Origin of the sequence: Methylibium sp. T29-B, assembly GCF_000576225.1 — a bacterium.
Taxonomy (GTDB): Bacteria; Pseudomonadota; Gammaproteobacteria; order Burkholderiales; family Burkholderiaceae_C; genus Methylibium; species Methylibium petroleiphilum.
On sequence record NZ_AZSN01000049.1, the window covers coordinates 1 to 26,512 of the forward strand.

The window sequence follows — 26,512 nt, forward strand, 5'->3', positions numbered from 1 at the left end:
CGCGACCGCCGGCACAGAAGCCGCCACCGCCGTCACCGCGCTCGCGGCGCCGCGTTCCGATGACGACCGCCCGCCGCCGAGCATCCAGCTGCCTGCCGCGAACAGCACGGCGCCGCCGACCAGGCCCAGCCCCAGCACCGCCGGACGCCACTGCAACCAGCGGCGCGGGTTCATCGGCGACGGGGTCTCGAACACCTCGCGCGCGGCCTTGTCGACGATCTCGCGCCGCACGCGGTGCGCGCCGGACGAATAGGCGCCGAGCAGCGCCCGGTCACACAGAAGGTTGATGCGGCGCGGCACGCCGCGCGACAACTGGTGGATGCGCTGCACCGACTCGCGATCGAAAGGCAGCGCGCGGTTCAGGCCCGAGATGGTGAGTCGGTGCCGGATGTACTGCAGCGTCTCGGTCTCCGTCAGTGCCTCGAGGTGGTAGCGCGCGATCACGCGCTGCGCCAGCTGCTCCAGTTCGGGCCGCGCCAGCATCTGGCGCAGCTCGGGTTGCCCGATCAGCACGATCTGCAGCAGCTTGCGCTCGTTGGTCTCCAGGTTGGTCAGCAGGCGCAGTTGCTCCAGCACGTCGGCCGACAGGTTCTGCGCCTCGTCGATGATCAGCACGTTGCTCTGACCGACCGCATGGGTCTGCAGCAGGAAGCGATTGAGCGGATCGAGGTAGTCCTTCACCGTGGCCGCGCCGGGGCCCGGGTGCGCGTAGGGGATGCCGAACTCGTCGCACACCGACTTCAGCAGCTCCTCGACGGTGAGCTTGGGGTTGAAGATGTAGGCGACGTTGCAGCGCTTGGGCACCTGCTCCAGCAGCAGGCGACACACCGTGGTCTTGCCGGCCCCGATCTCGCCGGTCAGCAGCACGAAGCCGCCGCCGCCGCGCACGCCGTAGAGCAGATGGGCCAGCGCCTCCCGGTGCCGCTCGCTCATGAAGAGGAAACGCGGGTCGGGCGCGATCGAGAAAGGCTCCTGCTCAGGCCGAAAAATTGCGCGTACATGGTGCAGAGGATACTTTCCGGCGGAGCCGCGGCCTTCCGGGCCGGTTCCGCTCGAGGCAGCGGCTCACGCAGCCAGGCGCCGCAGCGTCTCGTCGGCCAGCGCGAGGCTGGCCGTCAGGCCCGGCGACTCGATGCCGAGCAGGTTCACCAGGCCCTCGATACCGTGCTCGGCCGGGCCGTCGATGCGGAAGTCGGCCGCCGGCTCGCCCGGGCCCGACAGCTTGGGCCGCACGCCGCTGTAGGCCGGCTGCAGCGCGCCGTCGGGAAGCGCCGGCCAGTAGCGGCGGATCTCCGCATAGAAGCCATCGGCGCGCCGAACGTCGACGCGGTAGTCGAGCGTGCCGTCACCGCCCGCGGCGGCGGGACCGGGCTCGACCCATTCCACATCGGGCCCGAAGCGCGCCTGGCCGCCGAGATCGAGCGTCAGGTGGACGCCGAGGCCGGCAACCTCCGGCATCGGGTAGATGAGATGCGAGAACGGCGCCCGGCCCGGCAACGCGAAGTAGCTGCCCTTCGCGAACCGGCCCGGCGGCTGGAAGGCCGGCGCCAGCCCCTCGGTGCGCCGTGCGAGCGCCGGCGCCCACAGCCCGGCGGCATTGACGACGATGCGCGCGCCCAGCGTCATGCCGGCCGCCTGCACACGGTGCGGTCGCCCGACCTCGATGCGCTCGACGCGCGAGGCCAGCGCCACCGCGCCGCCGGCCGACTCCAGGTCGCCTGCAGCGCGAGCATCAGGCCGTGGCTGTCGACGATGCCGGTCGACGGCGACAGCAGTGCCTCGCTGCAGGCGAGCGCGGGTTCGAGCGCACGCGCAGCGTCCGGCGTCAGGAGTTGCAGGTCGTCGACGCCGTTGTCGGCCGCACGCCGGCTCAGCGCGTGCAGCGCCGCATGCTGCGTCGGCCCGGTCGCGACGATCAGCTTGCCGCAGCGCCGGTGCGCGATGCCGCGCTCGGCGCAGTAGGCGTAGAGCGCCGCCTTGCCGGCCACGCACAGCCGCGCCTTCAGCGAACCGGAGGGGTAGTAGAGGCCGGCATGGATCACCTCGCTGTTGCGCGCGCTGGTGACGGTGCCGATCGCGGTCTCGCTTTCAAGCACCACGGTCTCGAAGCCGCGCCGCGCCAGCGCGCGACCGACCGCCAGCCCCACGACCCCGGCCCCGACAACCACCGCATCGACCTGATCCATCCGCGCGCCCTCCCCGCCCGCCGGGTGCCCCGGCCTGAGATGCTACGGCCGGCCACGCCGGTGCCTGGCGACTCAGCGCCGGCTCGTCTTCTTGGCCGAGCCGAGCCGGCGCGCGTTGGCGGTCGCGGTGCGGTGTACCGGCGCGAGCGCGCTGTGGGTCACGCGCGCCGCTGCATCGGAGGCACGCTGCAGCGTCGGTGCGCGCCGCATCACCGTGCTGACCAGCGTCTTGTGGCGACGCATCGCCTGGGCCGGCGTGCGGCTGCCAGCCAGCGCGAAGGCGTTGTTCATGATCGCCAGCCAGCCCTGCAGGGCCTGGGCGTTGAGCGTCTGCACCGCCGGAGTCCAGGCGCGACCCAGGGCGGCGGCAGATTGCGAGAAGGCGTCCAGCTTCTCGCTGCCCATCAGCGCGAACTCGCGCCGGTCGGCGGCCGACGGCAGCGGCCCGGCCGACGCCAAGCGCGCGCTGCGGGTCGCGATGACCTGGGACGACGCGAGCAGCATCTCCTGCGTCTTGCTCGCGACGCCCAGCCACAGACCGATCGGGAAGAATATCGCAGCGGGAAGGTCGGTGGATTTCATGAAAGCTTTCGGGTCCAAAGGTTCAGGTATGCGGGTACCGGGTGACGCAGGGCTTACATCGAGTCCCGGATCGACCTCGACAGCGAAAAAAGCCGGCGCGAGGCCGGCTTGTCGGGAACGTGTCAGGCGGCTCAACTCTTGCCGTAGCGGGCCTTGGCATCGGCCACGCAAGTCGACTTGGCGTCGCCTGCGAGCGCATCGCACTTCTCGGCCTCGACCTTGTAGTTGGCCTCGCGCTTCTCGTCACGCGCCTCCATCTGCGCCTTGCCGGTGGCGCTGACCAGCTTGGCATCGGCGCGCGCCTTCGTGTGGGCCGCCTTGGCTTCCTGGACGCACACGTCCTTGGCGTTGCCGGCGAGATCGTCACAGCGTTCCTTCGCGACCTCGTAGGCGGTGTCGGCCTTCACCTCGGCCACCTTCGCGCGGTCGCCGGGCTTGCCGGTGTACGCGGCCTCGAGCTCGGCCTTGGCGACCTTCTCCTTGGCCTCGGCCTCTTCCTCGCAGACGTCCTTGCCGTTGCCGGACAGGCGGTCGCAGGAGGCCTTGGCGAGCTTGTAGTCGGCGCCGATGCGGTCCTTGGCGGCCGAGTACTCGGCCTTGCTCATGCCGGCCGCGAAGGCGGGCGAGGCTGCGAATGCGGCGGCGGTACACAGGGCGAGAAGAGCGGGCTTGAATCGAAGGGGGGTGTGCATGAGGACTCCTGAGGTCGGGATAACGTGTGCGGAGTATTTGCGCCGCGCGCCGCGCCGGACATCGGACGCCGCCGCGAGCGCGGGTAGCGGCTGTCCTACATGCGGCAGACCGCCCGCCCTGCCGCTGTGGATACCATCCACGAAACATGCGACTCAAGAGCAAGATCGTCCTCCTCGCCGTGGTGCCGCTGCTGGCGTCGATCGTGCTGATCGCGCTGGCCGTGCGCCACCAGGAGCGCGCGCTGGCGGCGCGCGAACGCGAGCTGGTCGAGAGCGCCTACATGAGCTCCAAGCGCACCGAGCTGCGCCACTACGTCGAGCTCGCGCGCAGCACCATCGCGCCGCTGTACGACTCGGGCGACGACAGCGAGACCACGCGCCAGGCCGCGATGAAGCTGCTGGCGTCGCTGGACTACGGCACCGACGGCTACTTCTTCCTCTACGACCTGCAGGGCCGGAGCCTGATGCACCCACGCCAGCCCGAGCTGGTGGGCAACGACCTGTGGGAGCTGCGCGACGAGGCGGGCCACCCGACCATCCAGCAGCTGATCGCCAAGGCCAGCGAGGGCGGCGGCTTCATCGACTACCTGTGGCGCAAGCCATCCACACGGCAGACCACGCCCAAGCTGGGCTACGTGATCGCGCTGCCGCGCTGGAACTGGATGCTCGGCACCGGCCTCTACCTCGACGACGTGCAAGCCACGATGGCGCAGCTGGACCATCAGGTGGCGGCCAACATCGAGACCACGTTCCTGTGGATCGCCGGCATCGCGCTGTCGGGCATCGCGCTGATCACGGTGTGCGGCCTGGCGCTCAACCTCAGCGAACACAAGGAGGCCGACGCCAAGCTGCGCCAGCTCGCGCAGCAGGTGGTGCAGTCACAGGAGTCCGAGCGCGCCCACCTCTCGCGCGAGCTGCACGACGGCACCAGCCAGACGCTGGTGTCGATCAAGCTGCTGATCGAGTCGGCGATCGAGCAGATCGAGCGCGAGCCGGCCCAGGCCGCCGTGCCGCTGGAGCGCGCCGCGGTGCGCCTGGCCGACGCGCTGACCGAGGTGCGGCGCATCTCGCACCGCCTGCGCCCGGCGATGCTCGACGTGCTGGGCCTGCCCGCAGCGCTGGAGCACCTGGCCGGGAGTTCGGCGACCACAGCGGGCTGGCGTTCTCGATGCGCATGCGCGGGCCGTCGATCGAGTTGCCGGACGACGTGAAGACCGTGCTGTTCCGCGTGACGCAGGAGGCGCTGACCAACATCGAGAAGCACGCCGCCGCGCAGTCGGTGCGCATCCGGCTGGCGTTCCGGCCCAGCGGCCTGCGGCTCGCGATCCTCGACGACGGCCGCGGCTTCGACCTCGCCGCGGTGCAGCTCGACCCGCGTCGCGGGATCGGCCTGCGCAACATGCGCGAGCGCCTCGCCTCGATCGGCGGATCGTTCCGCATCCGCTCGCGCAGCGGTCTCACCGAGCTGATCGCCGACGTGCCCGAGGCGCAGCTGCGCCGCCTGAAGGAGGCCTGATGAGCCACGAACCCGACGCGCCCCGCGTCCGACTGCTGATCGTCGACGACCACCCGCTCGTGCGCGAGGGCCTGCGCTCGCGCCTGCAGGCGATCGCCTGGCTCGAGGTGGTGGGCGAGGCCGGCAGCGCACGAGAGGCGCTGGAGCTGATCCCGCAGCTGCACCCCGGCCTGGCGCTGATGGACGTCGGCATGCGCGAGATCAACGGCATCGAGCTCACCCGCCTGCTGGCGCAGCGCCATCCGGCGGTGGCCGTGCTGGTGCTCAGCATGTACGACAACCCCGAGTACGTGCAGCAGGCCATGCAGGCCGGCGCCCGCGGCTACGTGCTGAAGGACGCGCCCTCGGCCGACATCATCGCGGCCATCGAGGCGGTGTGCGCCGGCGGCACCTTCCTGAGCCCGGCGGTGTCCAAGCGCCTGTTCCGCGGCCAGGCGCCGAAGCCGCTGGTCTCGCACCGGGAAAGCGAGATCCTCGCCTGCCTGGCCGACGGCCTGTCGAGCAAGCAGATCGCCGAGCGGCTGGACCTGAGCGTGCGCACCGTCGAGACGCATCGCCAGAACATCAAGCGCAAGCTGGGCATCGAGGGTCAGGCGGAGCTGATCAAGTACGCGGTCGAACACGGCCGGCGCTACCGCGAAGACGAGGGCTGAGGTCCTCCCTCACCCCGGTCTGGTCCCTAAGTGGTCCCACGCAGCCCCCTACGTGGTGCGACGCTTGTTTCAGGATGCACCGCTGCGGACACTGACGCCCATTCCAGTGCATCCGGGTCGGACGACCACGGGGGCACGGCCCCTCAGTGTTCAGGAGACCCCCATGACCCATCTACGCAAGCACCTTTCCTGGGTGCTCGTCGCCATCGTCGGCGCGTTCGCGCTGGCGACCATCGCGCTGCAGCGCGGTGAAGCCATCAGCGCCCTGTGGGTGGTGGTGGCCGCCCTGTGCGTCTACCTCATCGCCTACCGCTACTACAGCCTGTTCCTGGCGACCAAGGTGCTGGGTCTCGATCCGAACCGGCAGACGCCGGCACACCGCCACAACGATGGCCTGGACTACGTGCCGACCAACAAGTACGTGCTCTACGGCCACCACTTCGCCGCGATCGCGGGCGCGGTCCGCTGGTCGGCCCGGTACTGGCCGCACAGATGGGCTACCTGCCGGGCATGCTGTGGCTGCTGGCCGGCGTGGTGTTCGCCGGCGCGGTGCAGGACTTCATCGTGCTGTTCATCTCCACGCGGCGCGACGGCCGTTCGCTCGGCGAGCTGGTGAAGCAGGAGATGGGCACGGTGCCGGGCGTCATCACGCTGTTCGGCGCTTCATGATCATGATCATCATCCTGGCGGTGCTGGCGCTGATCGTCGTCAAGGCGCTGGCGCACTCGCCGTGGGGTGCGGTCACCGTGGGCCTGACGATCCCGGTCGCGCTGTTCATGGGCATCTACAGCCGCTACCTGCGGCCGGGGCGCATCGGCGAGGTCTCGGCGATCGGCTTCGTGCTGCTGATGGCGGCCATCTGGCTGGGCGGCTGGGTGCACGAGCATGCGGCCCTGTCCGCGCTGTTCGACTTCGACGGCAAGGCTCTCACCTGGATGCTGATCGGCTACGGCTTCATCGCCTCGGTCTTGCCGGTGTGGCTGCTGCTGGCGCCGCGCGACTACCTGTCGACCTTCCTGAAGATCGGCACCATCATCGCGCTGGCGATCGGCATCCTGATCGTCGCACCGACGCTGCAGATGCCGGCACTGACCCAGTTCGCGCAGGGCAACGGCCCGGTGTGGTCGGGCAACCTGTTCCCCTTCCTGTTCATCACCATCGCCTGCGGCGCGGTGTCGGGCTTCCATGCGCTGATCTCGTCGGGCACCACGCCCAAGATGCTGGAGAACGAGACGCACGCGCGCTTCATCGGCTACGGCGGCATGCTGGCCGAGTCCTTCGTCGCGATCATGGCGCTGGTGGCGGCCTCGGTGATCCAGCCGGGCATCTACTTCGCGATGAACAGCCCGGCCGCGCTGGTCGGCACGACGCCGGAGGCGGTGGCGCAGACCCTGTCGACCTGGGGCTTCGTGATCACGCCCGACGTGCTGATCCAGACCGCCAAGGACGTGGGCGAGAACACCATCCTCGCACGCGCCGGCGGCGCACCGACGCTGGCCGTGGGCATGGCGCACATCCTGCACCAGGTGGTCGGCGGGCCCGCGATGATGGCCTTCTGGTACCACTTCGCGATCCTGTTCGAGGCGCTGTTCATCCTGACCGCGGTCGACGCCGGCACGCGCGCCGGGCGCTTCATGCTGCAGGACCTGCTGGGCAACTTCATCCCGGCGATGAAGCGCACCGACTCGCTGCCCGCCAACCTGATCGCCACCGGCCTGTGCGTGGCGACCTGGGGCTACTTCCTGTACGCCGGCGTGGTGGATCCGCTGGGCGGCATCAACACGCTGTGGCCGCTGTTCGGCATCTCCAACCAGATGCTGGCCGCCGTGGCGCTGACGCTGGGCACCGTGGTGCTGTTCAAGATGAAGCGCCAGCGCTACGCCTGGGTCACCATCGTGCCGGCGGCGTGGCTGCTGATCTGCACGCTGACCGCCGGCTGGCTGAAGCTGTTCTCGCCGGATCCGAAGGTCGGCTTCCTGGCCCACGCGCAGAAGTTCGGCGACGCGCTGGCGCAGGGGACGGTGCTGGCGCCGGCCAAGTCGCTCGACGCGATGCGCCACATCGTGGTCAACGACTACATCAACGCCAGCTTGTGCGTGCTGTTCATGCTGGTCGTCGTGAGCACGGTGTTCTATGCGGTCAAGTCGATCCTGAAGGCGCTGGGCAACCAGTCGCCGACCGTGCGCGAAACGCCGTTCGAACCGATGCCGCAAGGCGCCGGCGGCTGAACGCTCGCTCTGCTTCCACAGCGCCCGCCCCATGGCCTCCGGCAGCTTCACCGGCTTGTTGCAAGACGTCGAGAAGGCGGGCCGCTACCTCGGCCAAGCCATGCGCCTGATGGTCGGCCAGCCCGACTACGAGGCCTACGCGGCGCATGCCAGGACGGTCCACCCGGACCGGCCGGTGATGAGCTACGAGGACTTCTTCCGCGAGCGCCAGCAGGCCCGCTACGGGTCGCGCACCGGCCGCTGCTGCTGAAGCCGACCGGCGAGCCCCGCCTCGTTCGTTTCCCCGGACGCCTGGCAAAACCGGGCGCCCGGGACCTTGAAGCCGGCGCGCATGACGCGCCGGCCGTCCGGCAGGAGGTCGCGGCGGACGGTCAGCCTGCAGCGACGCGACGCGCCAGGTGCGCCATCGCTTCCTCGACCTGATCGACCAGCACCAGGCAGAGCTCGCCCGGCTTCAGCCGATCGAGCGCGGTGTCGATGGCGATGAACTCGCCGTGGATCTCCTCGACGTGGCGGGTGCGCGTCGCGCCCCGCAGGCCCTCGCGCAGCAGCGCGATCACCTCGCCGTCGGCACGGCCGCGCTGCGCGGCGTCCTGATACAGAAGCACATCGTCGAACGCGGCACCGAGGATCTGGGTCTGCTCGCGGATGTCGTCGTCACGCCGGTCGCCGGCGCCGCTGATCACCACCGCGCGGCGCGTGGCCGGCATCGCGTCGACCGCGGCCACCAGCGCGCGCATCGCGTCGGGGTTGTGGCCGTAGTCGGCGATCACCGTCGCGCCCTTGAAGTCCATCACGTTGAAGCGGCCCGGCGCGTTGTCGGCGTCGTTGACGAAGCTGGCCAGACCACGGCGTACCGTGTCCCAGTCGAGCCCCGCACCCCAGGCGGCGGCCACGGCCGCCATGGCATTCTCGACCTGGAAGCCGATGGTCCCGCCGCGTGTGAGCGGGATGTCGCGCAGCAGCAGCTTCTCGCGCCAGGCGCCCTGCGCCGCGACCAGCGCGTCGCCCTCGACGTAGACGGTGCGCTTGCCCTGCGCGCGGTGCGTGGCCATCACTGGGTGATGGCGATCGGCCGCGAAGAAGATCACGTCACCGGGGCAGGTGCCGGCCATCGCGGCGACGTTGACGTCGGTCGCGTTGAGCACCGCGTAGCCGCTCTGCGCCACGTTCTGCACGATCACCCGCTTGAGCACCGCCAGATCCTCGACGGTGGTGATGTAGTTGAGGCCGAGGTGGTCGCCACTGCCGATGTTGGTGACCACCGCCACCTGGCAACGGTCGAAGCCCAGACCCTCGCGCAACACGCCGCCGCGTGCGGTCTCGAACACGGCCGCGTCGACATCGGGATGCATCAGCACGTTGCGCGCGCTCTTGGGTCCGCTGCAGTCGCCGCTGTCGATCTGGCGGCCCTCGACGTAGACACCGTCGGTGTTGGTCATGCCCACGCGCAGCCCGCTGGTCGCGAACAGGTGGGCGATCAGGCGCGCCGTGGTGGTCTTGCCGTTGGTACCCGTCACCGCCACCACCGGGATGCGGCCGTCGTCGCCGTGGCCGAACAGGTGCTGGATCATCGCCTCGCCGACGTTGCGGCCCTTGCCGAACGAGGGCGACAGGTGCATGCGCAGGCCGGGCGCGGCATTGACCTCGACCACGCCGCCGCTCTGCTCTTCGAGCGGGCGACCCACCGTCTCGCACACCACATCGACGCCGCAGATGTGCAGTCCGATCATCTGCGCCGCGGCGACGGCGCGCGCGGCCACCTCGGGGTGCACGTCGTCGGTCACGTCGGCGGCCGTGCCGCCGGTGCTGAGGTTGGCGTTGTTGCGCAGGATCACGCGGCGGCCCTTCTCGGGCACCGAATCGGGTGCCAGCCCCTGCACCTGCAGTCGCGCGACGGCGATCTCGTCGAAGCGGATCTTGGTCAGCGAGGTGGCATGCCCGGTGCCGCGCCGCGGGTCGGCGTTCACCAGATCGACCAGTTCGCGCACCGTGTGCACGCCGTCGCCGATGACGTGCGGCGGCTCGCGGCGCGCCGCCGCCACCAGCCGGTCGCCCACCACCAGCAGGCGGAAGTCGCTGCCGGGCAGGAACTTCTCGACCATCACGTCGCCGATCTCGGCCGCGGCCTTGAAGGCCACATCGAGGTGGGCGCGGTCGACGATGTTGACCGTGACGCCCTTGCCCTGGTTGCCGTCCTGCGGCTTGACCACCACCGGCAGGCCGATCTCCAGGGCCACGGCCCAGGCCTCGTCGGCGCTCGCCACCAGCCGGCCGATCGGCACCGGCACGCCGGCGGCACGCAGCAGCGTCTTGGTGAGGTCCTTGTCCTGCGCGATGGCCTCGGAGACAGCGCTGGTCGAGTCGACCTCGGCGGCCTGGATGCGGCGTTGCCGCGACCCCCAGCCGAACTGCACCATGCTGCCCTGCGTCAGGCGGCGGTAGGGGATATTGCGCGCCAGCGCCGCATCGACGATCGCGCCGGTGCTGGGGCCCAGGCGCACGTCCTCGTCGGTCTCACGCAGGCGCGTGATCGCCGCATCGACATCGAAGCCGCGAGCGTGCAGTGCCGCATCGATCAGTTCGCGGGCGAGGTCGAAGGCCAGTCGACCGACCTCTTCCTCGCTGTACTCGACGACGACCTGGAAGACACCGGGATCGACGGTCGCCGAGGTGCGGCTGAAGGTCACCGGGCAGCCGGCCTGCGCCTGCAGCGCCAGCGCCGCCGCCTCGAGCAGGTGGGCCAGCGAGACCGGCACGCCCGGGACAGCGGTACGCAGCGCGCCGATGGTCGGGAACAGTGCCCGCAGGCGCGCCTCGAGACCGACCGGATCGGCGATCTCGCATTCGGGCGCGGTGCACGAGACGATCGCCTCGATCGCGGTGTGCCGGCTCCACAGGTTGGGGCCGCGCAAGGCACGGATGCGGGAAACTTCCATCGCTGCTGCTCTTCGGGTGGTTCGGGCAGATCGCCGTTCGCGTCGATTGTCGGGGCCCCGGCGGGGCTCAGTGCGTGGTCTTCGGTTCGAGCTGGAAGGTCTCGATGCCGGCGGCCGCCAGTTCGGGCGCGATCCCCAGCGCCCAGGCGGCGGCGATGGCCGCCAGCATGGTCTCCGGCGGCACCTCGGCCATGCGGCCACGGGTGAATTCGGGTCCCTGCGTCTCGACCCCGCCGGTGGCCAGGATCGCGCGGCCGTGGCGCAGGAACACGGCTCGCCCGCCCTGGGCGCGCTGCGCCTGCAGGACCGGTGTGGCTGCGTCGACGCCGTAGAGGATCACCTCGCCGTCGCACAGGCCGGCCAGTTCGGCCACCCGCTCGTCGTCGGCATTGAGCACCGCCACGCCGTCCGGCAGTACCACGTCGACCTGGGTGCGCAGCACCTTGAGCATCTGGTCGGATTCGCGAATGTCGAACGCCGCCAGCGCCGCGGCGCCGTCGAGGTCGGTGACGACGCCGACCTGGCAGCGGTCGTAGGCGAGGCCGTCGCGCAGGATGGCCTCGGCGCCGTTCTCCACCACCGCCACCTCCACCTGCCGGTTGATCAGCAGCCGGTGGCTGGCTTCCCAGTGCGCGCAGTCGCCGTGCTCGATCCGGCGTCCGCCGAGGAACAGGCCGTCGCGGCAGGCCAGCCCGACGTGGCGGCCGCTCAGGTGCACCAGCCAGGCCACCAGCCGGGCGATGGTGTGGGTGCCTCGGGTCCCGGCCACGCCGACGATGGGAATGCGCCCGCTTTCCGTTTCGGCGAACAGGTGGTCGATGATGGCTTGGCCGACCGGCCGCGGCATGCCCTCGGCCGGCCGCAGGTGCATCAGCAGCCCGGGGCCGGCGTTGACCTCGACGATCGCGCCGCCCTGCTCGGCCAGCGGGCGCGAGATGTCCTCGGCCACCACGTCGACGCCGGCGATGTCCAGGCCCACCACGCGCGCGGCGAGCGACACGATGTGGTCGACCTCGGGGTGGACCTGGTCGCTGCAGTCGATCGCGACGTTGCCGTTGCGCTGGATCAGCACGCGGCGGCCGCTGGCCGGCACCGCATCGGGCGCGAGCCCCTGGCGCTGCAGGTCGGACAGCACCGCGCCGTCCTTGTCGGTCTCGATCAGGCCGAGCGGGAAGTCCTCGGTCTCGCCGCGCCTCGGGTCGGTGTTGATCTGGGCGTCGACCAGCTCACTCACCGTGGAGCGGCCGTCACCGGTGACCCAGGCGGTCTCGCCGCGCGCTGCGGCCACCACCCGGCCGCCCACCACCAGCAGGCGGTGCTCCTGGCCGGGCACGTGGCGCTCGACCATGACCTCGCTGCCGTGCAGGTCGGCATAGGCATACGCGGCCTCGATGTCCTCGCGGCTGGTCAGGTCCAGCGTGACGCCTCGGCCGTGGTTGCCGTCGGTCGGCTTCAGTGCCACCGGCAGGCCGATGTCCTGCGCCGCCTCCCAGGCGGCCTCGACGCTGTCGACGACCTCACCCTCCGGCACCGGCACGCCGCAGGACTTGAGCAGGCGCTTGGTCAGGTCCTTGTCGCCGGCGATGCCCTCGGCGATGGCGCTGGTGCGGTCGGTCTCGGCGGTCCAGATGCGGCGCTGGCGGGCACCGTGGCCGAGCTGCACCAGGTTGCCATCATTGAGGCGGATGTGCGGGATGCCACGTTCGGTGGCGGCGCCGACGATGGCGGCGGTGCTGGGCCCGAAATAGGTGTCGTCGACCTGCTCGCGCACGCGGGCCACGGCCGCAGCGACATCGAAGGCCTCATCGTTGATGGCGGCCATCAGCAGCCGGTGGCCGTCGGCCAGCGCCGTGCGCGCGACCTGCTCCTCGCGGGCACGAAACACCATGCGGTAGACGCCCCGCTGCGACGTGCTGCGGGTCTGGCCGAAACCGGTGGGCATGCCCGCCAGGTTGAGGAGCTCGATGACCACGTGCTCCAACACGTGGCCGCACCAAGTGCCCTCCCGCAGGCGCTGCAGGAACCCGCCCCGCTCGCCCACGCCGCAGTGGTGCTCCTCGAGCGCCGGCAGCAGCGCGCACAGGCGCTCGTTGAAGCCGGGCAACAGATGGGAGGGGTGGTCTTCGAGCTCGCCGAGGTCGAGCCAGGTTTCCAGCACCGGCCGGTAGGTCCAGATGTTGGGGCCGCGCAGGTAATTGATGCGGAGCAGTTGCAGGTCGTTTTTCTTGCTCATTTTCGGCGGGGACGAGGCGCCCGGGCAGCCCAGGACCGACGCACGATTGTGCGCCCGACCGGCTCCTTGGCACCACGCTCCGGGCCGCATTCCATGCGGCACGCCAACCCGGCATCGGTCAGAATCTCGGGCCCTTCCGAGGGATTGAGGGCCGCCTTGTGGGTCTTCGAGAACAAATCAGAATGCATCATCACCATCCAGTCGGCGTCCCAGCGGACGGGGCCTCCCCCGCACGCATCGCGCTCCAGTCGCAGCTCGCACCGGAAGAGAACGTGCTGGCGACGCTGGAGGTTGACCTGGACGCACGCCTGCATTTCGGCGCCGGGCTGCTGGCGCTCACCGACCGGCGGCTGCTGGCCCGCGAACCGGGCGCCACCGCCTGGCAGGCCTGGCCGCTGAACAGCGACCTGACGCTGCGCCACACCGACCACGCCGGGGTCGGCAGCCTGGAGTTGCACGATCCCGCCACCCGGCGCGCCGGCTGGCGCTTCACGCTGCGTCACAACGTGCAGGCGCTGCGCCTGCTGAAACTGTTCGAATTGCAACAGACCCGCCTGCGCACCGGCGAGTCGCCCGGCGACGACGGCACGCTCTGCCCCAGCTGCCAGGCGCCGCTGCCGCCCGACAGCGACGACTGCCCGCTGTGCGCCCGGGAGCTGAACACCCCGCCCTCGACCTGGGTGCTGCTGCGGCTGTGGCGCTTCGCCCGGCCCTACCGCAAGGAGCTGGCGATCGGCTTCGGGCTGACGCTGGCCTCGACCGCGGCGACGCTGGTGCCGCCCTACCTGACGATCCCGCTGATGGACGAGGTGCTGATCCCGTTCCAGAACGGCCAGCAGATCGACCCGAAACTGGTGCTGATGCTGCTGGGCGGCCTGCTGGCGGCCGCGCTGGCAGCCTGGGGCCTGAGCTGGGCCCGCACCTACCTGCTGGCGCTGGTGTCCGAGCGCATCGGCGCTGATCTGCGCACCACCACCTTCGAGCACCTGCTGCGGCTTTCGCTCGACTACTTCGGTGGCAAGCGCACCGGCGACCTGATGGCGCGCATCGGCTCCGAGACCGACCGCATCTGCGTCTTCCTGTCGCTGCACGCGCTGGATTTCGCGACCGACGTGCTGATGATCGGGATGACCGCGGTGATCCTGGCCTCGATCAACCCCTGGCTGGCGCTGGTGACCCTGCTGCCGCTGCCCTTCATCGCCTGGATGATCCACCTGGTGCGCGACCGCCTGCGCACCGGCTTCGAGAAGATCGACCGCGTGTGGTCCGAAGTGACCAATGTGCTGGCCGACACGATCCCGGGCATCCGCGTGGTCAAGGCCTTCGCCCAGGAGCAGCGCGAGGCCGACCGCTTCCGCGACGCGAACCGGCACAACCTCGCGGTCAACGACCGGCTCAACAAGACCTGGAGCCTGTTCTCGCCGACCGTGTCGCTGCTGACCGAGGTGGGCCTGCTGGTGGTGTGGGCCTTCGGCATCTGGCAGGTCAGCAAGAACGAGATCACGGTCGGCGTGCTGACCGCCTTCATCGCCTACATCGGCCGCTTCTACGGCCGGCTGGACTCGATGAGCCGCATCGTCTCGGTCACTCAGAAGGCGGCCGCCGGCGCCAAGCGCATCTTCGACATCCTCGATCATGTGTCGAACGTGCCCGAGCCCGCCCAGCCACAGCGCATCGACAGGCTCCAGGGCCGCATCGAGCTGGCCGACATCGGCTTCCGCTACGGCTCGCGCACCGTGATCCGCGGGCTGCAGCTCGACATCCGACCGGGCGAGATGATCGGCCTGGTCGGCCACAGCGGCTCTGGCAAGAGCACGCTGGTCAACCTGATCTGCCGCTTCTATGACGTGACCGACGGCGCGATCAAGGTCGATGGCATCGACATCCGTCGCTTCGGCGTGGCCGACTACCGACGCCACATCGGCCTGGTGCTGCAGGAGCCCTTCCTGTTCTTCGGCACGATCGCCGAGAACATCGCCTACGGCAAGCCGGGCGCCACGCGCGCCGAGATCGTGGCTGCGGCCCGCGCCGCGCACGCGCACGAGTTCATCCTGCGCTTGCCGCAGGGCTACGACTCGCTGGTCGGCGAGCGCGGCCAGGGCCTGTCGGGCGGCGAGCGCCAGCGCATCAGCATCGCGCGCGCGCTGCTGATCGATCCGCGCATCCTGATCCTCGACGAGGCCACTTCCTCGGTCGATACCGAGACCGAGAAGGAGATCCAGAAGGCGCTCGACAACCTGGTGCAGGGCCGTACCACCATCGCGATCGCGCACCGCCTCTCCACGCTGCGCAAGGCCGACCGGCTGGTCGTCATGGACCGCGGCCGCATCGTCGAGGTGGGCCCGCACGACGCGCTGATGGCGCAGCGCGGCGCCTACTGGCGGCTCTACGAGGCGCAGCTGCGCCGCGTCGAAGGCGACGACGGCGAGGCGGCGCTGGAGCACCCTTCGCCGTCGACGCTGTCGCCGTCGGCCCACCCGACCGAACTCGCATGAACACCACGACCGCGATGGATGACGACAGCGGGCTGCGGCTCGAGCGCAATGCCTTCGGCCGCCTGGTCCTCACGGCGGCGGACGGCGTGGCGCACGACGGCGTGGTGCCGGTGCGTGCCTTCCCGATCGCCGCGCCCGACGAAGGCGTGTCGATCGTCGGGGCCGACGGGCGCGAGCTGCACTGGATCGAGCGCCTGAGCGCCCTGCCACCGGCGCCGCGTGCGCTGCTGGAGGCGGAGCTCGCCAGCCGCGAGTTCATGCCGACCATCCTGCAGATCAGCGCCGTGTCGACCTTCTCGACGCCCAGCCACTGGACGGTCGAGACCGACCGCGGCAGCACGAGCTTCGTGCTCAAGGGCGAAGAAGACATCCGCCGGCTCGGCCACGGCGCGCTGCTGATCGTCGACAGCCACGGCATCCAGTTCCTGGTGCGCGACCGCCTGGCGCTGGACCGGCGCTCGAAGAAGCTGCTGGAGCGCTTTCTCTAGGACCGGTTAACGCCGCCGGTCACGGCATGCCGTGCCAGCAGCGACGGCGCCGTGACACGGTTGCGGCCCTCGCGCTTGGAGGCGTAGAGCGCCTCGTCGGCCCGCGAGAACCAGCTCTCGCCGTTGTCGCTGGGCCACAGGTCGGCGACGCCGAGCGACACCGTGATCTGCCCGACCTGCTGCTCGCTGTTGCGGCGGCGGATGCGGCTGTTGGCGATCGAGGTGCGGATGCGCTCGGCCAGCTCGACCGCGCCCTTGAGCGGCGTCGACGGCAGCAGCAGCGCGAACTCCTCGCCGCCGATGCGGGCGGCCAGGTCGTCGTTGCGCACGCTCTCCTTCAGCACCCGCGCCACCGCCATCAGCACCTGGTCGCCGAACAGGTGGCCGTGGGTGTCGTTGACCAGCTTGAAGTGGTCGATGTCGACCAGCACCAGCGACATCGCCGCCTCGCGGTCGGCCAGGAACTTGGCGATGTGCTGCTCGAAGGAGCGGCGGTTGTGCAGGCCGGTCAGGCTGTCGGTCTGCGCCTCGCTGCGGGCGGCAGCCACCTCGGCCCGCAGCTGCGCGATCTCGCGCTGGTTCACGTCCAGCCGACTCTGCAGCTGGCGCATCGCCTCCGACATCTCGCGCGTGCTGGCCACCACCCCCTGCAACACCGCGCCGCCGTTCGCCTCGCGATCGAGTTCGGCCTGCCACTGCGACAGCGACTGGTCGAAGGCCGAGGTGCGGTCGGTCGCTTCCAGCGCATCCTGCTCCATGCTGCGCAGGATGCGGCGGGCGTTCTCGGCCACCCGCTCGGAGGTCTCGAGCCCGACCGGCGCGACATAGGCCTTGAACAGCCGGGCCACGTCGGCCTCGGTCAGGGCCCGCCCGTCGGCGGTGAGCCGCTCGATCTCGGCCTTCAGGTCGCCGCTGCGGCCCGACACATACTCGTACCAGACCGCGTAGTTGATGGGGTGCAGGGCGACCGAATGCTTGGCCATCTGCGGGAGCGCGAGCCTGAGTAGTTCGCTGCTCCGCTCGACACTGTCGGGGTAGTTGCCTGAGATCACTGCGAGCTCTTGTTGTCTAGTTGCTGCCGTGCCGACGTCCGCCTCGCCACCCGGCGCGCCACGCGCTGCGCCAGGACGGCCGCCACAGCGGCCAGGGGTCGGCGCGTCCTCCGCTCACCGGCCTCCCCGACCTGTACTGCCCGCTCGGGAGACGCGGCCGGTGGCACGGCTCCGACAACACCCCCCGAGTGACACAAGTCTAACAAGTTGCACCGCCGGGACTTCGGGTCAGCACGGATACCGGGGCCAAAAACTCAGCTCAGCGCAGCGCAGCCACCACGTCCGGCGGCGCCTGCACCAGCTCGATCAGCACGCCTTCGCCACCGACCGGGAACTCGTCGTTGCCCTTGGGGTGGATGAAGCAGATGTCGTGACCGGCCGCGCCCTTGCGGATGCCGCCGGGCGCGAAGCGCACCCCGTTCTCGCTCATCCACTGCACCGCCTTCGGCAGGTCGTCGACCCACAGACCCACGTGGTTCAGCGGCGTGGCGTGCACGGCCGGCTTCTTGTCGGGATCGACCGGTTGCATCAGGTCGACCTCCACCGCATGGGCACCGCGGCCCATCGCGCAGATGTCCTCGTCGACGTTCTCGCGCTCGGAGACGAAGTGCCCGGTGACCGACAGCCCCAGCATGTCGACCCACAGCGCACGCAGGCGCTGCTTGTCCGGCCCGCCGATGGCGATCTGCTGCAGGCCGAGGATGCGGAAGGGTTTGCTGCTGCTCATCGCGGAGCCCCTCAGGCGAAACGGATGATCGGCTGGTCGACCGACAGGCTCTCGCCCTTGCCGGCCAGCACCTCGGCCACCGTGCCGTCCTGCGCGGCGATCAGGATGTTCTCCATCTTCATCGCCTCCACCACGGCCAGCTTCTCGCCGGCCACCACCGCCTGGCCGGGCTTCACCACCACGTCGGCCAGCAGCCCGGGCATCGGCGCGAGCAGGAACTTGCTGGTATCGGGCGGCGCCTTGTAGGGCATCAGCTTCTGCAGCTCGGCGGCGCTCGGCGACAGCACCAGCGCGTCGGCGCACAGGCCGTTGTGGTTGACGCGCAGGTCCAGGCCGCGCCGCTCGACCTGGGCCGTGAACGGACGGCCGTTGCAGGAGCCGCCGATGCGCACCTCGCCGTAGCGCCAGTCGCTCTGGAATTCGTAGCGCTTGTCGTCCAGCGTGACCACCACCGACCCGTTGACGTGCACCTGCACCGGCCGGTGGGTGGATGCCCCCTGCTCGCCGCGCAGCACGACCACGTAGTCGTCGCCGATGCGCAGGCCGTGCCCCGGCAGCTGCCCGGTGATGACCGCCGAGCGCGCCAGGAACTTGCGGTTCACCGCCGCAGCCAGCGCGACCACGAAGTCCGGGTCCTCGTGCACCACGTCCGAGGCTTTGAAGCCTTCGGGAAGTGCTCGGCGATGAAGCCGGTGTTGAAGTCGCCCGAGACGAAATCGGGGTGCGCCAGCAACGCCGCCTGGAACGGGATGTTGCTGCTGATGCCGCGGATCACGAAGGCGTTGAGCGCCTCGCGCATCTTGGCGATCGCGTCGAGCCGGTCCGTCCCGTGCACGATGAGCTTGGCGATCATCGAGTCGTAGTACATCGGGATCTCGCCGCCCTCGTAGACGCCGGTATCGACCCGCACGCCGCCGTCCCAGGGCATCGGCAGCGCGGCTTCCATCGTCTGCACCGGCGGCTGGTAGCGCACCAGGCGCCCGGTCGACGGCAGGAAGTTGCGGTACGGATCCTCGGCGTTGATGCGGCACTCCATCGCCCAACCGGTGCGCCGGATGTCGGCCTGTGCGAACGGCAGCTTCTCGCCGGCGGCCACGCGAATCATCAGCTCGACCAGGTCCACGCCGGTGATGCACTCGGTGACCGGGTGCTCGACCTGCAGCCGCGTGTTCATCTCGAGGAAGTAGAAGCCCTGGTCCTTGCCGACCACGAACTCCACCGTGCCGGCGCTCTGGTACTTCACGGCCTTGGCCAGCGCCACGGCCTGCTCGCCCATCGCCTTGCGCGTGGCGTCGCTGATGAACGGCGACGGCGCCTCCTCGATCACCTTCTGGTGACGGCGCTGGATCGAGCACTCGCGCTCATGCAGGTAGACCACGTTGCCGTGGGCGTCGCCCAGCACCTGGATCTCGATGTGGCGCGGCTGCTCGACGAACTTCTCGATGAAGACGCGGTCGTCGCCGAAGCTGTTCTTCGCCTCGTTGCGGCAGGAGCTGAAACCGTCGAAGGCCTCCTTGTCGTTGAACGCCACGCGCAGGCCCTTGCCGCCACCGCCGGCGCTGGCCTTGATCATCACCGGGTAGCCGATGCCCTGGGCGATCTCCACGGCGCGCTCGGCGGATTCGATCGCGTCGTTCCAGCCCGGGATGGTGTTGACCTTCGCCTCGTTGGCGAGCTTCTTCGAGGCGATCTTGTCGCCCATCGCCGCGATGCTGTAGTGCTTGGGTCCGATGAAGACCAGGCCCTCCTCCTCGACGCGGCGCGCGAAGTCCTCGTTCTCCGACAGGAAGCCGTAGCCGGGGTGGATGGCCTGCGCGCCGGTCTGCTTCGCGGCGGCGATGATCTTGTCGGCCACCAGGTAGGACTCGCGGCTCGGCGCCGGCCCGAGCAGCACCGACTCGTCGGCCAGCTCCACGTGCCGCGCGTCGCGGTCGGCTTCGGAGTAGACCGCGACCGTCGCGATGCCGAGCTTCTTGGCCGTCTTGATGACCCGGCAGGCGATCTCGCCGCGGTTGGCAATGAGGATCTTGGTGAACATGTCTCGTTCCCTCGCCGCGTCAAAGAGGAATGTTGCCGTGCTTGCGCCACGGGTTCTCGAGCTTCTTGTCGCGCAGCATCACCAGCGAACGGCAGATGCGCTTGCGCGTCTCGTGCGGCTGGATCACGTCGTCGATGTAGCCGCGCGCACCAGCCACGAAGGGGTTGGCGAAGCGCTGCTTGTACTCGGCCTCGCGCGCCGCCAGCTTGACCGGATCGCCCTTGTCCTCGCGGAAGATGATCTCCACCGCGCCCTTCGCGCCCATCACCGCGATCTCGGCGTTGGGCCAGGCGAAGTTCACGTCGCCGCGCAGGTGCTTGGAGGCCATCACGTCGTAGGCGCCGCCGTAGGCCTTGCGCGTGATCACCGTCACCTTCGGCACGGTGCACTCGGCATAGGCGTAGAGCAGCTTCGCGCCGTGCTTGATGATGCCGCCGTACTCCTGGCTGGTGCCCGGCATGAAGCCCGGCACGTCGACGAAGGTCACCACCGGGATGTTGAAGGCGTCGCAGAAGCGCACGAAGCGCGCCGCCTTGATGCTGCTCTTGATGTCCAGGCAGCCGGCCAGCACCAGCGGCTGGTTGGCGACGATGCCGACCGTCTGCCCCTCCATGCGCGCGAAGCCGATCAGGATGTTCTTCGCGTACTCGGGCTGCAGCTCGAAGAAGTCGCCGTCGTCGGCCACCTTCAGGATCAGCTCCTTCATGTCGTAGGGCTTGTTGGCGTTGTCCGGCACCAGCGTGTCGAGCGAATAGTCCAGCCGCTCGGCCGGGTCGCCGCCCAGGCGCACCGGCGCCTTCTCGCGGTTGTTCAGCGGCAGGTAGTTGTAGAAGCGCCGCAGCATCAGGATGGCCTCGACGTCGTTCTCGAACGCCATGTCGGCGACGCCGCTCTTGGTGGTGTGGGTGGTCGCGCCGCCCAGCTCCTCGGCGGTCACTTCCTCGTGGGTCACCGTCTTCACCACCTCGGGCCCGGTGACGAACATGTAGCTGCTGTCCTTCACCATGAAGATGAAGTCGGTCATCGCCGGCGAGTAGACGGCACCACCGGCCGACGGCCCCATGATCAGGCTGATCTGCGGCACCACGCCCGAGGCCATCACGTTGCGCTGGAACACCTCGGCATAGCCGCCCAGCGAGGCCACGCCCTCCTGGATGCGCGCGCCGCCGGAATCATTGAGGCCGATGACCGGCGCACCGACCTTCATCGCCTGGTCCATCACCTTGCAGATCTTCTCGGCGTGGGCCTCGCTGAGCGCGCCGCCGAACACGGTGAAGTCCTGGCTGAAGACGAACACCAGGCGGCCGTTGATCATGCCGTAGCCGGTCACGACGCCGTCGCCGGGGATCTTGTTGTCGGCCATGCCGAAGTCGGCGCAGCGGTGCTCGACGAACATGTCCCATTCCTCGAAGGTGCCGGCGTCGAGCAGCAGTTCCAGGCGCTCGCGCGCGGTGAGCTTGCCCTTGCCGTGCTGCGCCTCGATGCGCTTCTCGCCGCCGCCCAGGCGGGCCCGCTCGCGTCGCCGCTTGAGCTCTTCGATGATGTCGTGCATGGGGATGGTCCTCTCGGCCTGGATGGATGTGTCGGGTGGGACGGAACGGGGCGGAAGTCGGTGTGTGGATCAGTCGGCAAGGTCGAGCAGGCGGCGCGCCGCCACCGAGGCCGCCAGCCGGCCGGCGCGCACGTCGGCGCTGGTGGCGGAGAGCGCCTCGCGCACGGCAGGGTGTCCGCGAAAGCGCGCCTTCAGCCCGGCCTCGATGCGCTCCCACATCCAGGCCTGGTCCTGCTGGTGGCGGCGCGACGCGAGCCGGCCGCTCTGCGTCTGCAGCTCGCGAAAGCGCTCCACGGTGGCCCAGAACTCGGGCAGGCCAGCGCCCTTCAGCGCGCTGAGCTGCAGCACCTGCGGATGCCACAGCTGCGCATCGTGGTGGGCCGTCATCGGGTTGCCGTGCTGCCCCAGCAGCCGCAGCGCCGAGGTGATCTGCGCACGCGCCCGCGTGGCGGCGGCCTCGTCGAGGTCGGCCTTGTTGATCACCACCAGGTCGGCCAGCTCCATCACGCCCTTCTTGATGGCCTGCAGATCGTCGCCGGCATTGGGCAACTGCAGCAGCACGAACATGTCGGTCATGCCGGCCACTGCGATCTCGCTCTGGCCGACGCCGACGGTCTCGACGATCACCACGTCGTAGCCCGCCGCCTCGGCCACCAGCATCGACTCGCGCGTCTTCTCGGCCACGCCGCCCAGCGTGCCCGAGGCCGGGCTGGGGCGGATGTAGGCGCGCTCGTCGACCGACAGCCGCTCCATGCGCGTCTTGTCGCCCAGGATGGAGCCGCCCGAGACGCTGGACGACGGGTCCACCGCCAGCACCGCGACGCGGTGGCCGCGCTCCACCAGGAACAGCCCCAGGCTCTCGATGAAGGTGGACTTGCCGACCCCGGGCACGCCGGAGATGCCCAGCCGCAGCGATCGGCCGCTGTGCGGCAGCAGGGTGTTGATCAGTTCGTCGGCGCGCGCGCGATGCTCCTCGCGCGTCGACTCGAGCAGCGTGATGGTCTTGGCGATGGCACGGCGCTGCACCGGCCCGGCCGGGCCGAGCACGCCGTCGATCAGCGCCTGGTCGGGGACGGCAGCCATCGGCTCAGTGGGCGGCGATGGCCTTCTTGATCTGCTCGAGCACGTCCTTCGCCGAGGCCGGGATCGGCGTGCCGGGGCCGTAGATGCCTTGACGCCGGCCTCGTAGAGGAACTCGTAGTCCTGGCGCGGGATCACGCCGCCGACGAACACGATGATGTCGTCGGCGCCCTGCTTCTTCAGTTCGGCCACGATGGCCGGCACCAGCGTCTTGTGGCCGGCGGCGAGCGTGGACACGCCGATCGCGTGCACGTCGTTCTCGATCGCCTGGCGCGCGCATTCGTCGGGCGTCTGGAACAGCGGCCCCATGTCGACGTCGTAGCCGAGGTCGGCGAAGGCGGTGGCCACGACCTTGGCGCCGCGGTCGTGGCCGTCCTGGCCGAGCTTGGCGATCATCACGCGCGGCCGGCGACCGTGGTCGTCGGCGAAGGCCGCGATCTCGGTCTTGAGTTGTTCCCAGCCTTCGGCCGAATCGTAGGCAGCTGCGTACACGCCGGTCACCTTCTGCGTATCGGCGCGGTGGCGCCCCCAGACCTTCTCGAGCGCCGAGGACACCTCGCCGACCGTGGCGCGCAGGCGGATCGCCTTCACGCTCAGGTCGAGCAGGTTGCCCTGGCCGGATTCGGCGCATTGTGTCAGCGCGTCCAGCGCCGCCTGCACCGCGGGTGCGTCGCGGCGCGCACGGATCGCCTTGAGCCGCTCGATCTGGCTGTCGCGCACCTTCACGTTGTCGATATCGAGGAAATCGACCGCGTCTTCCTTGTCGAGCTTGTACTTGTTGACGCCGACGATCACGTCCTTGCCGGAGTCGATGCGGGCCTGCTTCTCGGCCGCGCTGGCCTCGATCTTGAGCTTGGCCCAGCCGGAGTCCACCGCCTTGGTCATGCCGCCCATCGCCTCGACCTCCTCGATGATGGCCCAGGCGGCGTCGGCCATGTCCTGGGTGAGCTTCTCCATCATGTAGCTGCCGGCCCAGGGGTCGACCACGTTGGTGATGTGGGTCTCCTCCTGGATGATCAGCTGGGTGTTGCGCGCGATGCGCGAGCTGAACTCGGTGGGCAGCGCGATCGCCTCGTCGAGCGCATTGGTGTGCAGCGACTGCGTGCCGCCGAACACCGCCGCCATCGCTTCGATGGTGGTACGCACCACGTTGTTGTACGGGTCCTGCTCGGTCAGGCTCCAGCCCGAGGTCTGCGAGTGGGTGCGCAGCATCAGGCTCTTCGGGTTCTTGGGCTCGAACTCCTGCATGATCTTCCACCACAGCATGCGCGCGGCGCGCATCTTGGCGATCTCGAGATAGAAGTTCATGCCGATCGCCCAGAAGAAGCTCAGGCGGCCGGCGAACTCGTCGACGTTCAGGCCCTTGGCGAGCGCGGTGCGCACGTACTCCTTGCCGTCGGCCAGCGTGAAGGCCAGCTCCAGCGCCTGGTTCGCGCCGGCCTCCTGCATGTGGTAGCCGGAGATCGAGATCGAGTTGAACTTCGGCATGTGCTGTGCCGTGTACTCGATGATGTCGCCGATGGCCCGCATGCTCGGCTCGGGCGGGAAGATGTAGGTGTTGCGGACCATGAACTCCTTGAGGATGTCGTTCTGGATGGTCCCGCTCAGCTGGTCCTGGCGCACGCCCTGCTCCTCGGCCGCGACGATGTAGCCGGCCAGCACCGGCAGCACCGCACCGTTCATCGTCATCGACACCGACACCTTGTCGAGCGGGATGCCGTCGAACAGGATCTTCATGTCCTCCACGCTGTCGATCGCCACGCCGGCCTTGCCGACGTCGCCGGTCACGCGCGGGTGGTCGCTGTCGTAGCCGCGGTGGGTGGCCAGGTCGAAGGCCACGCTCACGCCCTGCCCGCCGGCAGCCAGCGCCTTGCGGTAGAAGGCGTTCGATTCCTCGGCGGTCGAGAAGCCGGCGTACTGGCGGATGGTCCACGGCCGCACCGCGTACATCGTGGCCTGCGGACCGCGCAGGTAGGGTGCGAAGCCGGGCAGCGTGTCGGTGTGCGGCAGGCCCTGCAGGTCGGCCGCGGTGTACAGCGGCTTCACGGTGATGCCTTCGGGCGTGACCCAGTTCAGCGCCGACACGTCGCCGCCGGGGGCCGACTTCGCGGCGGCCTTGTGCCAGGCCGCCAGGGCCTCGGGCGAAAGTACGGGGCGATCGGACATGGCGAATCTTTCCTGCGGTGAACGGTGTGCAAGGCGCCGCGGCATGACACGAGGCGCGCGTCAGGCTCCGGAAATCCGGGCTGGACGGCGAACTGAGGCGCGATCATAATTCAAAACTGAATTACAAACACGTCTTGTGTGCGCTGCACCAAAACGACTGCCGCCGGGACCCATGTCCGAACCCCCCCTCACGCTCGCCAGCACCGCCCTCGACCGCACACCTGCCGACTCCGCGGCCGGCGCGCTGCCCGATCGCGCGCTGTACGAGCAGGTGGCCGAGGCGCTGCGCACGCGCATCCTGTCGCACCGGCTCGCGCCGGGCAGCTGGATCGACGAGAAGGCGCTGGCGGTCGAGTACGGCATCAGCCGCACGCCGCTGCGCGAAGCGCTGAAGGTGCTGGCCGCCGAGGGCCTGGTGACGATGAAGCTGCGCCGCGGCGCCTACGTCACCGAGGTCTCGGCGCGCGACCTGAGCGAGGTGTTCCATCTGCTCGCGCTGCTGGAGAGCGATGCCGCCGCCGCCGCCGCCAGCCGGCTCACGCCCGAGCAGCTGGCCGAACTGGAGACCCTGCACGAACAGCTCGAACGCAACCTCGGCGACCGCGACCGCTTCTTCGCCGCCAACGAGCGCTTCCACCTGCGCCTGCTCGAACTGGCCGACAACCGCTGGCGCGTGCAGATGGTCGCCGACCTGCGCAAGGTGATGAAGCTCAACCGCCACCACTCGCTGTTCAAGCAGGGCCGGCTGGAGGCGTCGTTGAACGAACACCGCCAGCTGATGGCCGCGCTGCGCGCGCGCGATGCCGAGCAGGCTCAACAACTGATGCGCCGGCATCTCGCCAACGGTGAAGAGGCGGCGGCGATGCGCTGAGCCTGGCCCGCGCGCTGCTGACCAGGCCATCGGGTGAACGGCTCCGTTCGTGTCCCCCGGCGTCGGCCTCCCGGCCGACCCCTCCTCCTCTACCTCACTTCGCCATTCACCCGACGCCCTGGTCGCACGCACCACCGCGGCACGCGAAGGCTTTACAACCCCAGCACACCGCGGTGTATCGAAGCGCCGTGACGGGCCGCTGTGTGGAGTGAAGTAGAGGAGGAGAGCCCGGCCGGAGGGCGGGCTCGGGGGACATGAACGCAACAGAGCGGCCCGGCGCGGCGCCCGCTCAGCCCAGCAACCTCAAACGCCACACAAGCTCATCTCATCCCCGGCGCCCGCGTGATCTGCGCGCGAATCTCCGCCAGCTTCGCCTTCAGGCTCTGCCGCTGCTGCGGTGCCAGGCGCAGCAGCATCTTCTGCCCCGCCGACCGCGCCTCCAGCGCCGGGTCGGCGAACTCGTAGCGCACCCACGGGCGCGCGGGCTGGACGGGCCCCTTCACCTCGGTCAGCACGACCGCCAGCGGGCCCGCCGGCTCCGGCGTCTGCAGCAGGTGGTCGATGACGTCGACCAACCGGTCGTTGAAGTAGCCGCGCGGATAGCCCAGTTCCTGGTAGGCCTGCTGGAACAGCGGATACAGCCGCACGTACAACGCAACCGCGCGAGCGGTGTCCACCGACTCGACGAAGGCCGTGAAGGCCGCATAGCGCGCGCCATTGGCCGCAGCGATCACGCTGCCACCACCCGCGCCGGGCTCGACCGTGAAGCGCCCTGCGCTCGGGTTGACCGGCCACAGCCGCGGCGCCGCATGCGGCCGGGCCAGGTTGTCCACGGTCGCGACGACGCGGTGCGCGAAGCCGTCGACCTGCAGGAACTTGAGCACCGCCGGCTGTCCGAGCAGCTCGACCAGCGCCGAGCGGACCGCGGCATCGGCGCGCTCCGGCGTCGCCGGGGCCGACGCGCCGGCCGCCGCATCGCTGCCCTGCGCATCGATCGGGTGCCGGATGGCGGGC

The 26,512-nt window shown here is 69.9% G+C and carries 14 protein-coding genes and 6 pseudogenes; 7 read left to right on the forward strand and 13 right to left on the reverse strand.

Going from position 1 to position 26,512, the window contains the following annotated elements; translation table 11 throughout:
- The 4 genes and pseudogenes from Y694_RS10080 to Y694_RS10095 form a co-directional block, all read right to left on the reverse strand.
- Positions 1-1,001 (reverse strand): annotated as a pseudogene (locus Y694_RS10080) (ExeA family protein); the annotation flags it as partial.
- Positions 1,002-1,065: 64 nt separating this feature from the next.
- Positions 1,066-2,186, reverse strand: a pseudogene (locus Y694_RS10085) (NAD(P)/FAD-dependent oxidoreductase).
- A 72-nt stretch (positions 2,187-2,258) separates the two neighbouring features.
- On the reverse strand, positions 2,259-2,768 hold the full coding sequence (locus tag Y694_RS10090) for a polyhydroxyalkanoate granule-associated phasin (RefSeq protein ID WP_036232033.1): 510 nt from the start codon (positions 2,766-2,768) through the stop codon (positions 2,259-2,261).
- 131 nt (positions 2,769-2,899) lie between these two features.
- Entirely contained in the window at positions 2,900-3,460 is a 561-nt protein-coding gene (locus Y694_RS10095) for a hypothetical protein (protein ID WP_011828628.1), read from the reverse strand.
- A 146-nt stretch (positions 3,461-3,606) separates the two neighbouring features.
- Here Y694_RS10095 and Y694_RS10100 point away from each other — a divergent pair.
- The 4 genes and pseudogenes from Y694_RS10100 (at position 3,607) to Y694_RS10115 (ending at position 8,107) form a co-directional block, all read left to right on the forward strand.
- Positions 3,607-4,976: pseudogene (locus Y694_RS10100) on the forward strand (cache domain-containing protein).
- Positions 4,976-5,629, forward strand: coding sequence for a response regulator transcription factor (locus Y694_RS10105; RefSeq protein ID WP_036232037.1), 654 nt, complete (start codon positions 4,976-4,978; stop codon positions 5,627-5,629). The pseudogene Y694_RS10100 and the gene Y694_RS10105 overlap by 1 nt, the downstream one beginning before the upstream one ends.
- Positions 5,630-5,792: 163 nt before the next feature.
- Positions 5,793-7,857 (forward strand): annotated as a pseudogene (locus tag Y694_RS27140) (carbon starvation CstA family protein).
- Positions 7,858-7,888: 31 nt separating this feature from the next.
- The gene (locus tag Y694_RS10115) at positions 7,889-8,107 is read left to right on the forward strand and encodes a YbdD/YjiX family protein (RefSeq protein ID WP_011828624.1); all 219 of its coding nucleotides are present in this window, start codon (positions 7,889-7,891) and stop codon (positions 8,105-8,107) included.
- 121 nt (positions 8,108-8,228) lie between these two features.
- On the opposite strand, the gene cphA (Y694_RS10120) is transcribed toward Y694_RS10115, so the two are convergent.
- Together cphA (Y694_RS10120) and cphA (Y694_RS10125) are read right to left on the reverse strand one after the other, a co-directional pair.
- Positions 8,229-10,796: a cyanophycin synthetase gene (cphA, locus tag Y694_RS10120; protein WP_036232040.1), complete on the reverse strand. Its 2,568-nt coding sequence runs from the start codon at positions 10,794-10,796 to the stop codon at positions 8,229-8,231.
- Between the two features lie 67 nt (positions 10,797-10,863).
- Positions 10,864-13,029 carry a cyanophycin synthetase gene (gene cphA, locus Y694_RS10125; RefSeq protein WP_036232043.1) on the reverse strand — a complete coding sequence of 722 codons (2,166 nt, stop codon included), beginning with the start codon at positions 13,027-13,029 and terminating at the stop codon, positions 10,864-10,866.
- 182 nt (positions 13,030-13,211) lie between these two features.
- Here cphA (Y694_RS10125) and Y694_RS10130 point away from each other — a divergent pair, with 182 nt between their 5' ends.
- Together Y694_RS10130 and Y694_RS10135 are read left to right on the forward strand one after the other, a co-directional pair.
- The gene (locus tag Y694_RS10130; RefSeq protein WP_036232046.1) at positions 13,212-15,524 is read left to right on the forward strand and encodes an ABC transporter ATP-binding protein; all 2,313 of its coding nucleotides are present in this window, start codon (positions 13,212-13,214) and stop codon (positions 15,522-15,524) included.
- Positions 15,521-16,012 (forward strand): DUF1854 domain-containing protein, encoded by a 492-nt coding sequence (locus tag Y694_RS10135; RefSeq protein ID WP_036232049.1) that lies wholly within the window; start codon positions 15,521-15,523, stop codon positions 16,010-16,012. Before Y694_RS10130 ends, Y694_RS10135 begins: the two co-directional genes overlap by 4 nt.
- On the opposite strand, the gene Y694_RS10140 is transcribed toward Y694_RS10135, so the two are convergent.
- From Y694_RS10140 to scpA, 6 genes and pseudogenes are all read right to left on the reverse strand, one after another.
- Positions 16,009-16,995: a GGDEF domain-containing protein gene (locus tag Y694_RS10140; RefSeq protein WP_129448376.1), complete on the reverse strand. Its 987-nt coding sequence runs from the start codon at positions 16,993-16,995 to the stop codon at positions 16,009-16,011. The two genes, Y694_RS10135 and Y694_RS10140, sit on opposite strands and share 4 nt — an antisense overlap.
- Positions 16,996-17,323: 328 nt before the next feature.
- Positions 17,324-17,791 carry a VOC family protein gene (locus Y694_RS10145; RefSeq protein WP_036232055.1) on the reverse strand — a complete coding sequence of 156 codons (468 nt, stop codon included), beginning with the start codon at positions 17,789-17,791 and terminating at the stop codon, positions 17,324-17,326.
- Positions 17,792-17,802: 11 nt separating this feature from the next.
- Positions 17,803-19,829: pseudogene (locus Y694_RS10150) on the reverse strand (acetyl-CoA carboxylase biotin carboxylase subunit).
- A gap of 19 nt (positions 19,830-19,848) precedes the next feature.
- A complete protein-coding gene (locus Y694_RS10155) occupies positions 19,849-21,381 on the reverse strand; it encodes an acyl-CoA carboxylase subunit beta (protein ID WP_036232057.1) in 1,533 nt (510 codons plus the stop codon).
- 69 nt (positions 21,382-21,450) lie between these two features.
- Positions 21,451-22,464: a methylmalonyl Co-A mutase-associated GTPase MeaB gene (meaB, locus tag Y694_RS10160; RefSeq protein WP_036232058.1), complete on the reverse strand. Its 1,014-nt coding sequence runs from the start codon at positions 22,462-22,464 to the stop codon at positions 21,451-21,453.
- 4 nt (positions 22,465-22,468) lie between these two features.
- Positions 22,469-24,627, reverse strand: a pseudogene (gene scpA / locus Y694_RS10165) (methylmalonyl-CoA mutase).
- A gap of 172 nt (positions 24,628-24,799) precedes the next feature.
- On the opposite strand from scpA, the gene Y694_RS10170 reads away from it, so the two are divergent.
- Positions 24,800-25,498 (forward strand): GntR family transcriptional regulator, encoded by a 699-nt coding sequence (locus tag Y694_RS10170; RefSeq protein ID WP_051495692.1) that lies wholly within the window; start codon positions 24,800-24,802, stop codon positions 25,496-25,498.
- A 320-nt stretch (positions 25,499-25,818) separates the two neighbouring features.
- Here the strand turns inward: Y694_RS10170 and Y694_RS10175 are convergent.
- Positions 25,819-26,512, reverse strand: a 694-nt coding sequence (locus Y694_RS10175; protein WP_155935810.1) for a DUF3014 domain-containing protein, incomplete at its 5' end; no start/stop codon positions are given.

Excerpts from the sequence above, each read along its gene's own strand:
- Y694_RS10090 (WP_036232033.1), bottom strand. The coding sequence starts at position 2,768 with ATGAAATCCACCGACCTTCCCGCTGCGATATTCTTCCCGATCGGTCTG.
- Y694_RS10095 (WP_011828628.1), bottom strand. The coding sequence starts at position 3,460 with ATGCACACCCCCCTTCGATTCAAGCCCGCTCTTCTCGCCCTGTGTACC.
- Y694_RS10105 (WP_036232037.1), top strand. The coding sequence starts at position 4,976 with ATGAGCCACGAACCCGACGCGCCCCGCGTCCGACTGCTGATCGTCGAC.
- Y694_RS10115 (WP_011828624.1), top strand. The coding sequence starts at position 7,889 with ATGGCCTCCGGCAGCTTCACCGGCTTGTTGCAAGACGTCGAGAAGGCG.
- cphA (WP_036232040.1), bottom strand. The coding sequence starts at position 10,796 with ATGGAAGTTTCCCGCATCCGTGCCTTGCGCGGCCCCAACCTGTGGAGC.
- cphA (WP_036232043.1), bottom strand. The coding sequence starts at position 13,029 with ATGAGCAAGAAAAACGACCTGCAACTGCTCCGCATCAATTACCTGCGC.
- Y694_RS10130 (WP_036232046.1), top strand. The coding sequence starts at position 13,212 with ATGCATCATCACCATCCAGTCGGCGTCCCAGCGGACGGGGCCTCCCCC.
- Y694_RS10135 (WP_036232049.1), top strand. The coding sequence starts at position 15,521 with ATGAACACCACGACCGCGATGGATGACGACAGCGGGCTGCGGCTCGAG.
- Y694_RS10140 (WP_129448376.1), bottom strand. The coding sequence starts at position 16,995 with ATGGCCAAGCATTCGGTCGCCCTGCACCCCATCAACTACGCGGTCTGG.
- Y694_RS10145 (WP_036232055.1), bottom strand. The coding sequence starts at position 17,791 with ATGAGCAGCAGCAAACCCTTCCGCATCCTCGGCCTGCAGCAGATCGCC.
- Y694_RS10155 (WP_036232057.1), bottom strand. The coding sequence starts at position 21,381 with ATGCACGACATCATCGAAGAGCTCAAGCGGCGACGCGAGCGGGCCCGC.
- meaB (WP_036232058.1), bottom strand. The coding sequence starts at position 22,464 with ATGGCTGCCGTCCCCGACCAGGCGCTGATCGACGGCGTGCTCGGCCCG.
- Y694_RS10170 (WP_051495692.1), top strand. The coding sequence starts at position 24,800 with ATGTCCGAACCCCCCCTCACGCTCGCCAGCACCGCCCTCGACCGCACA.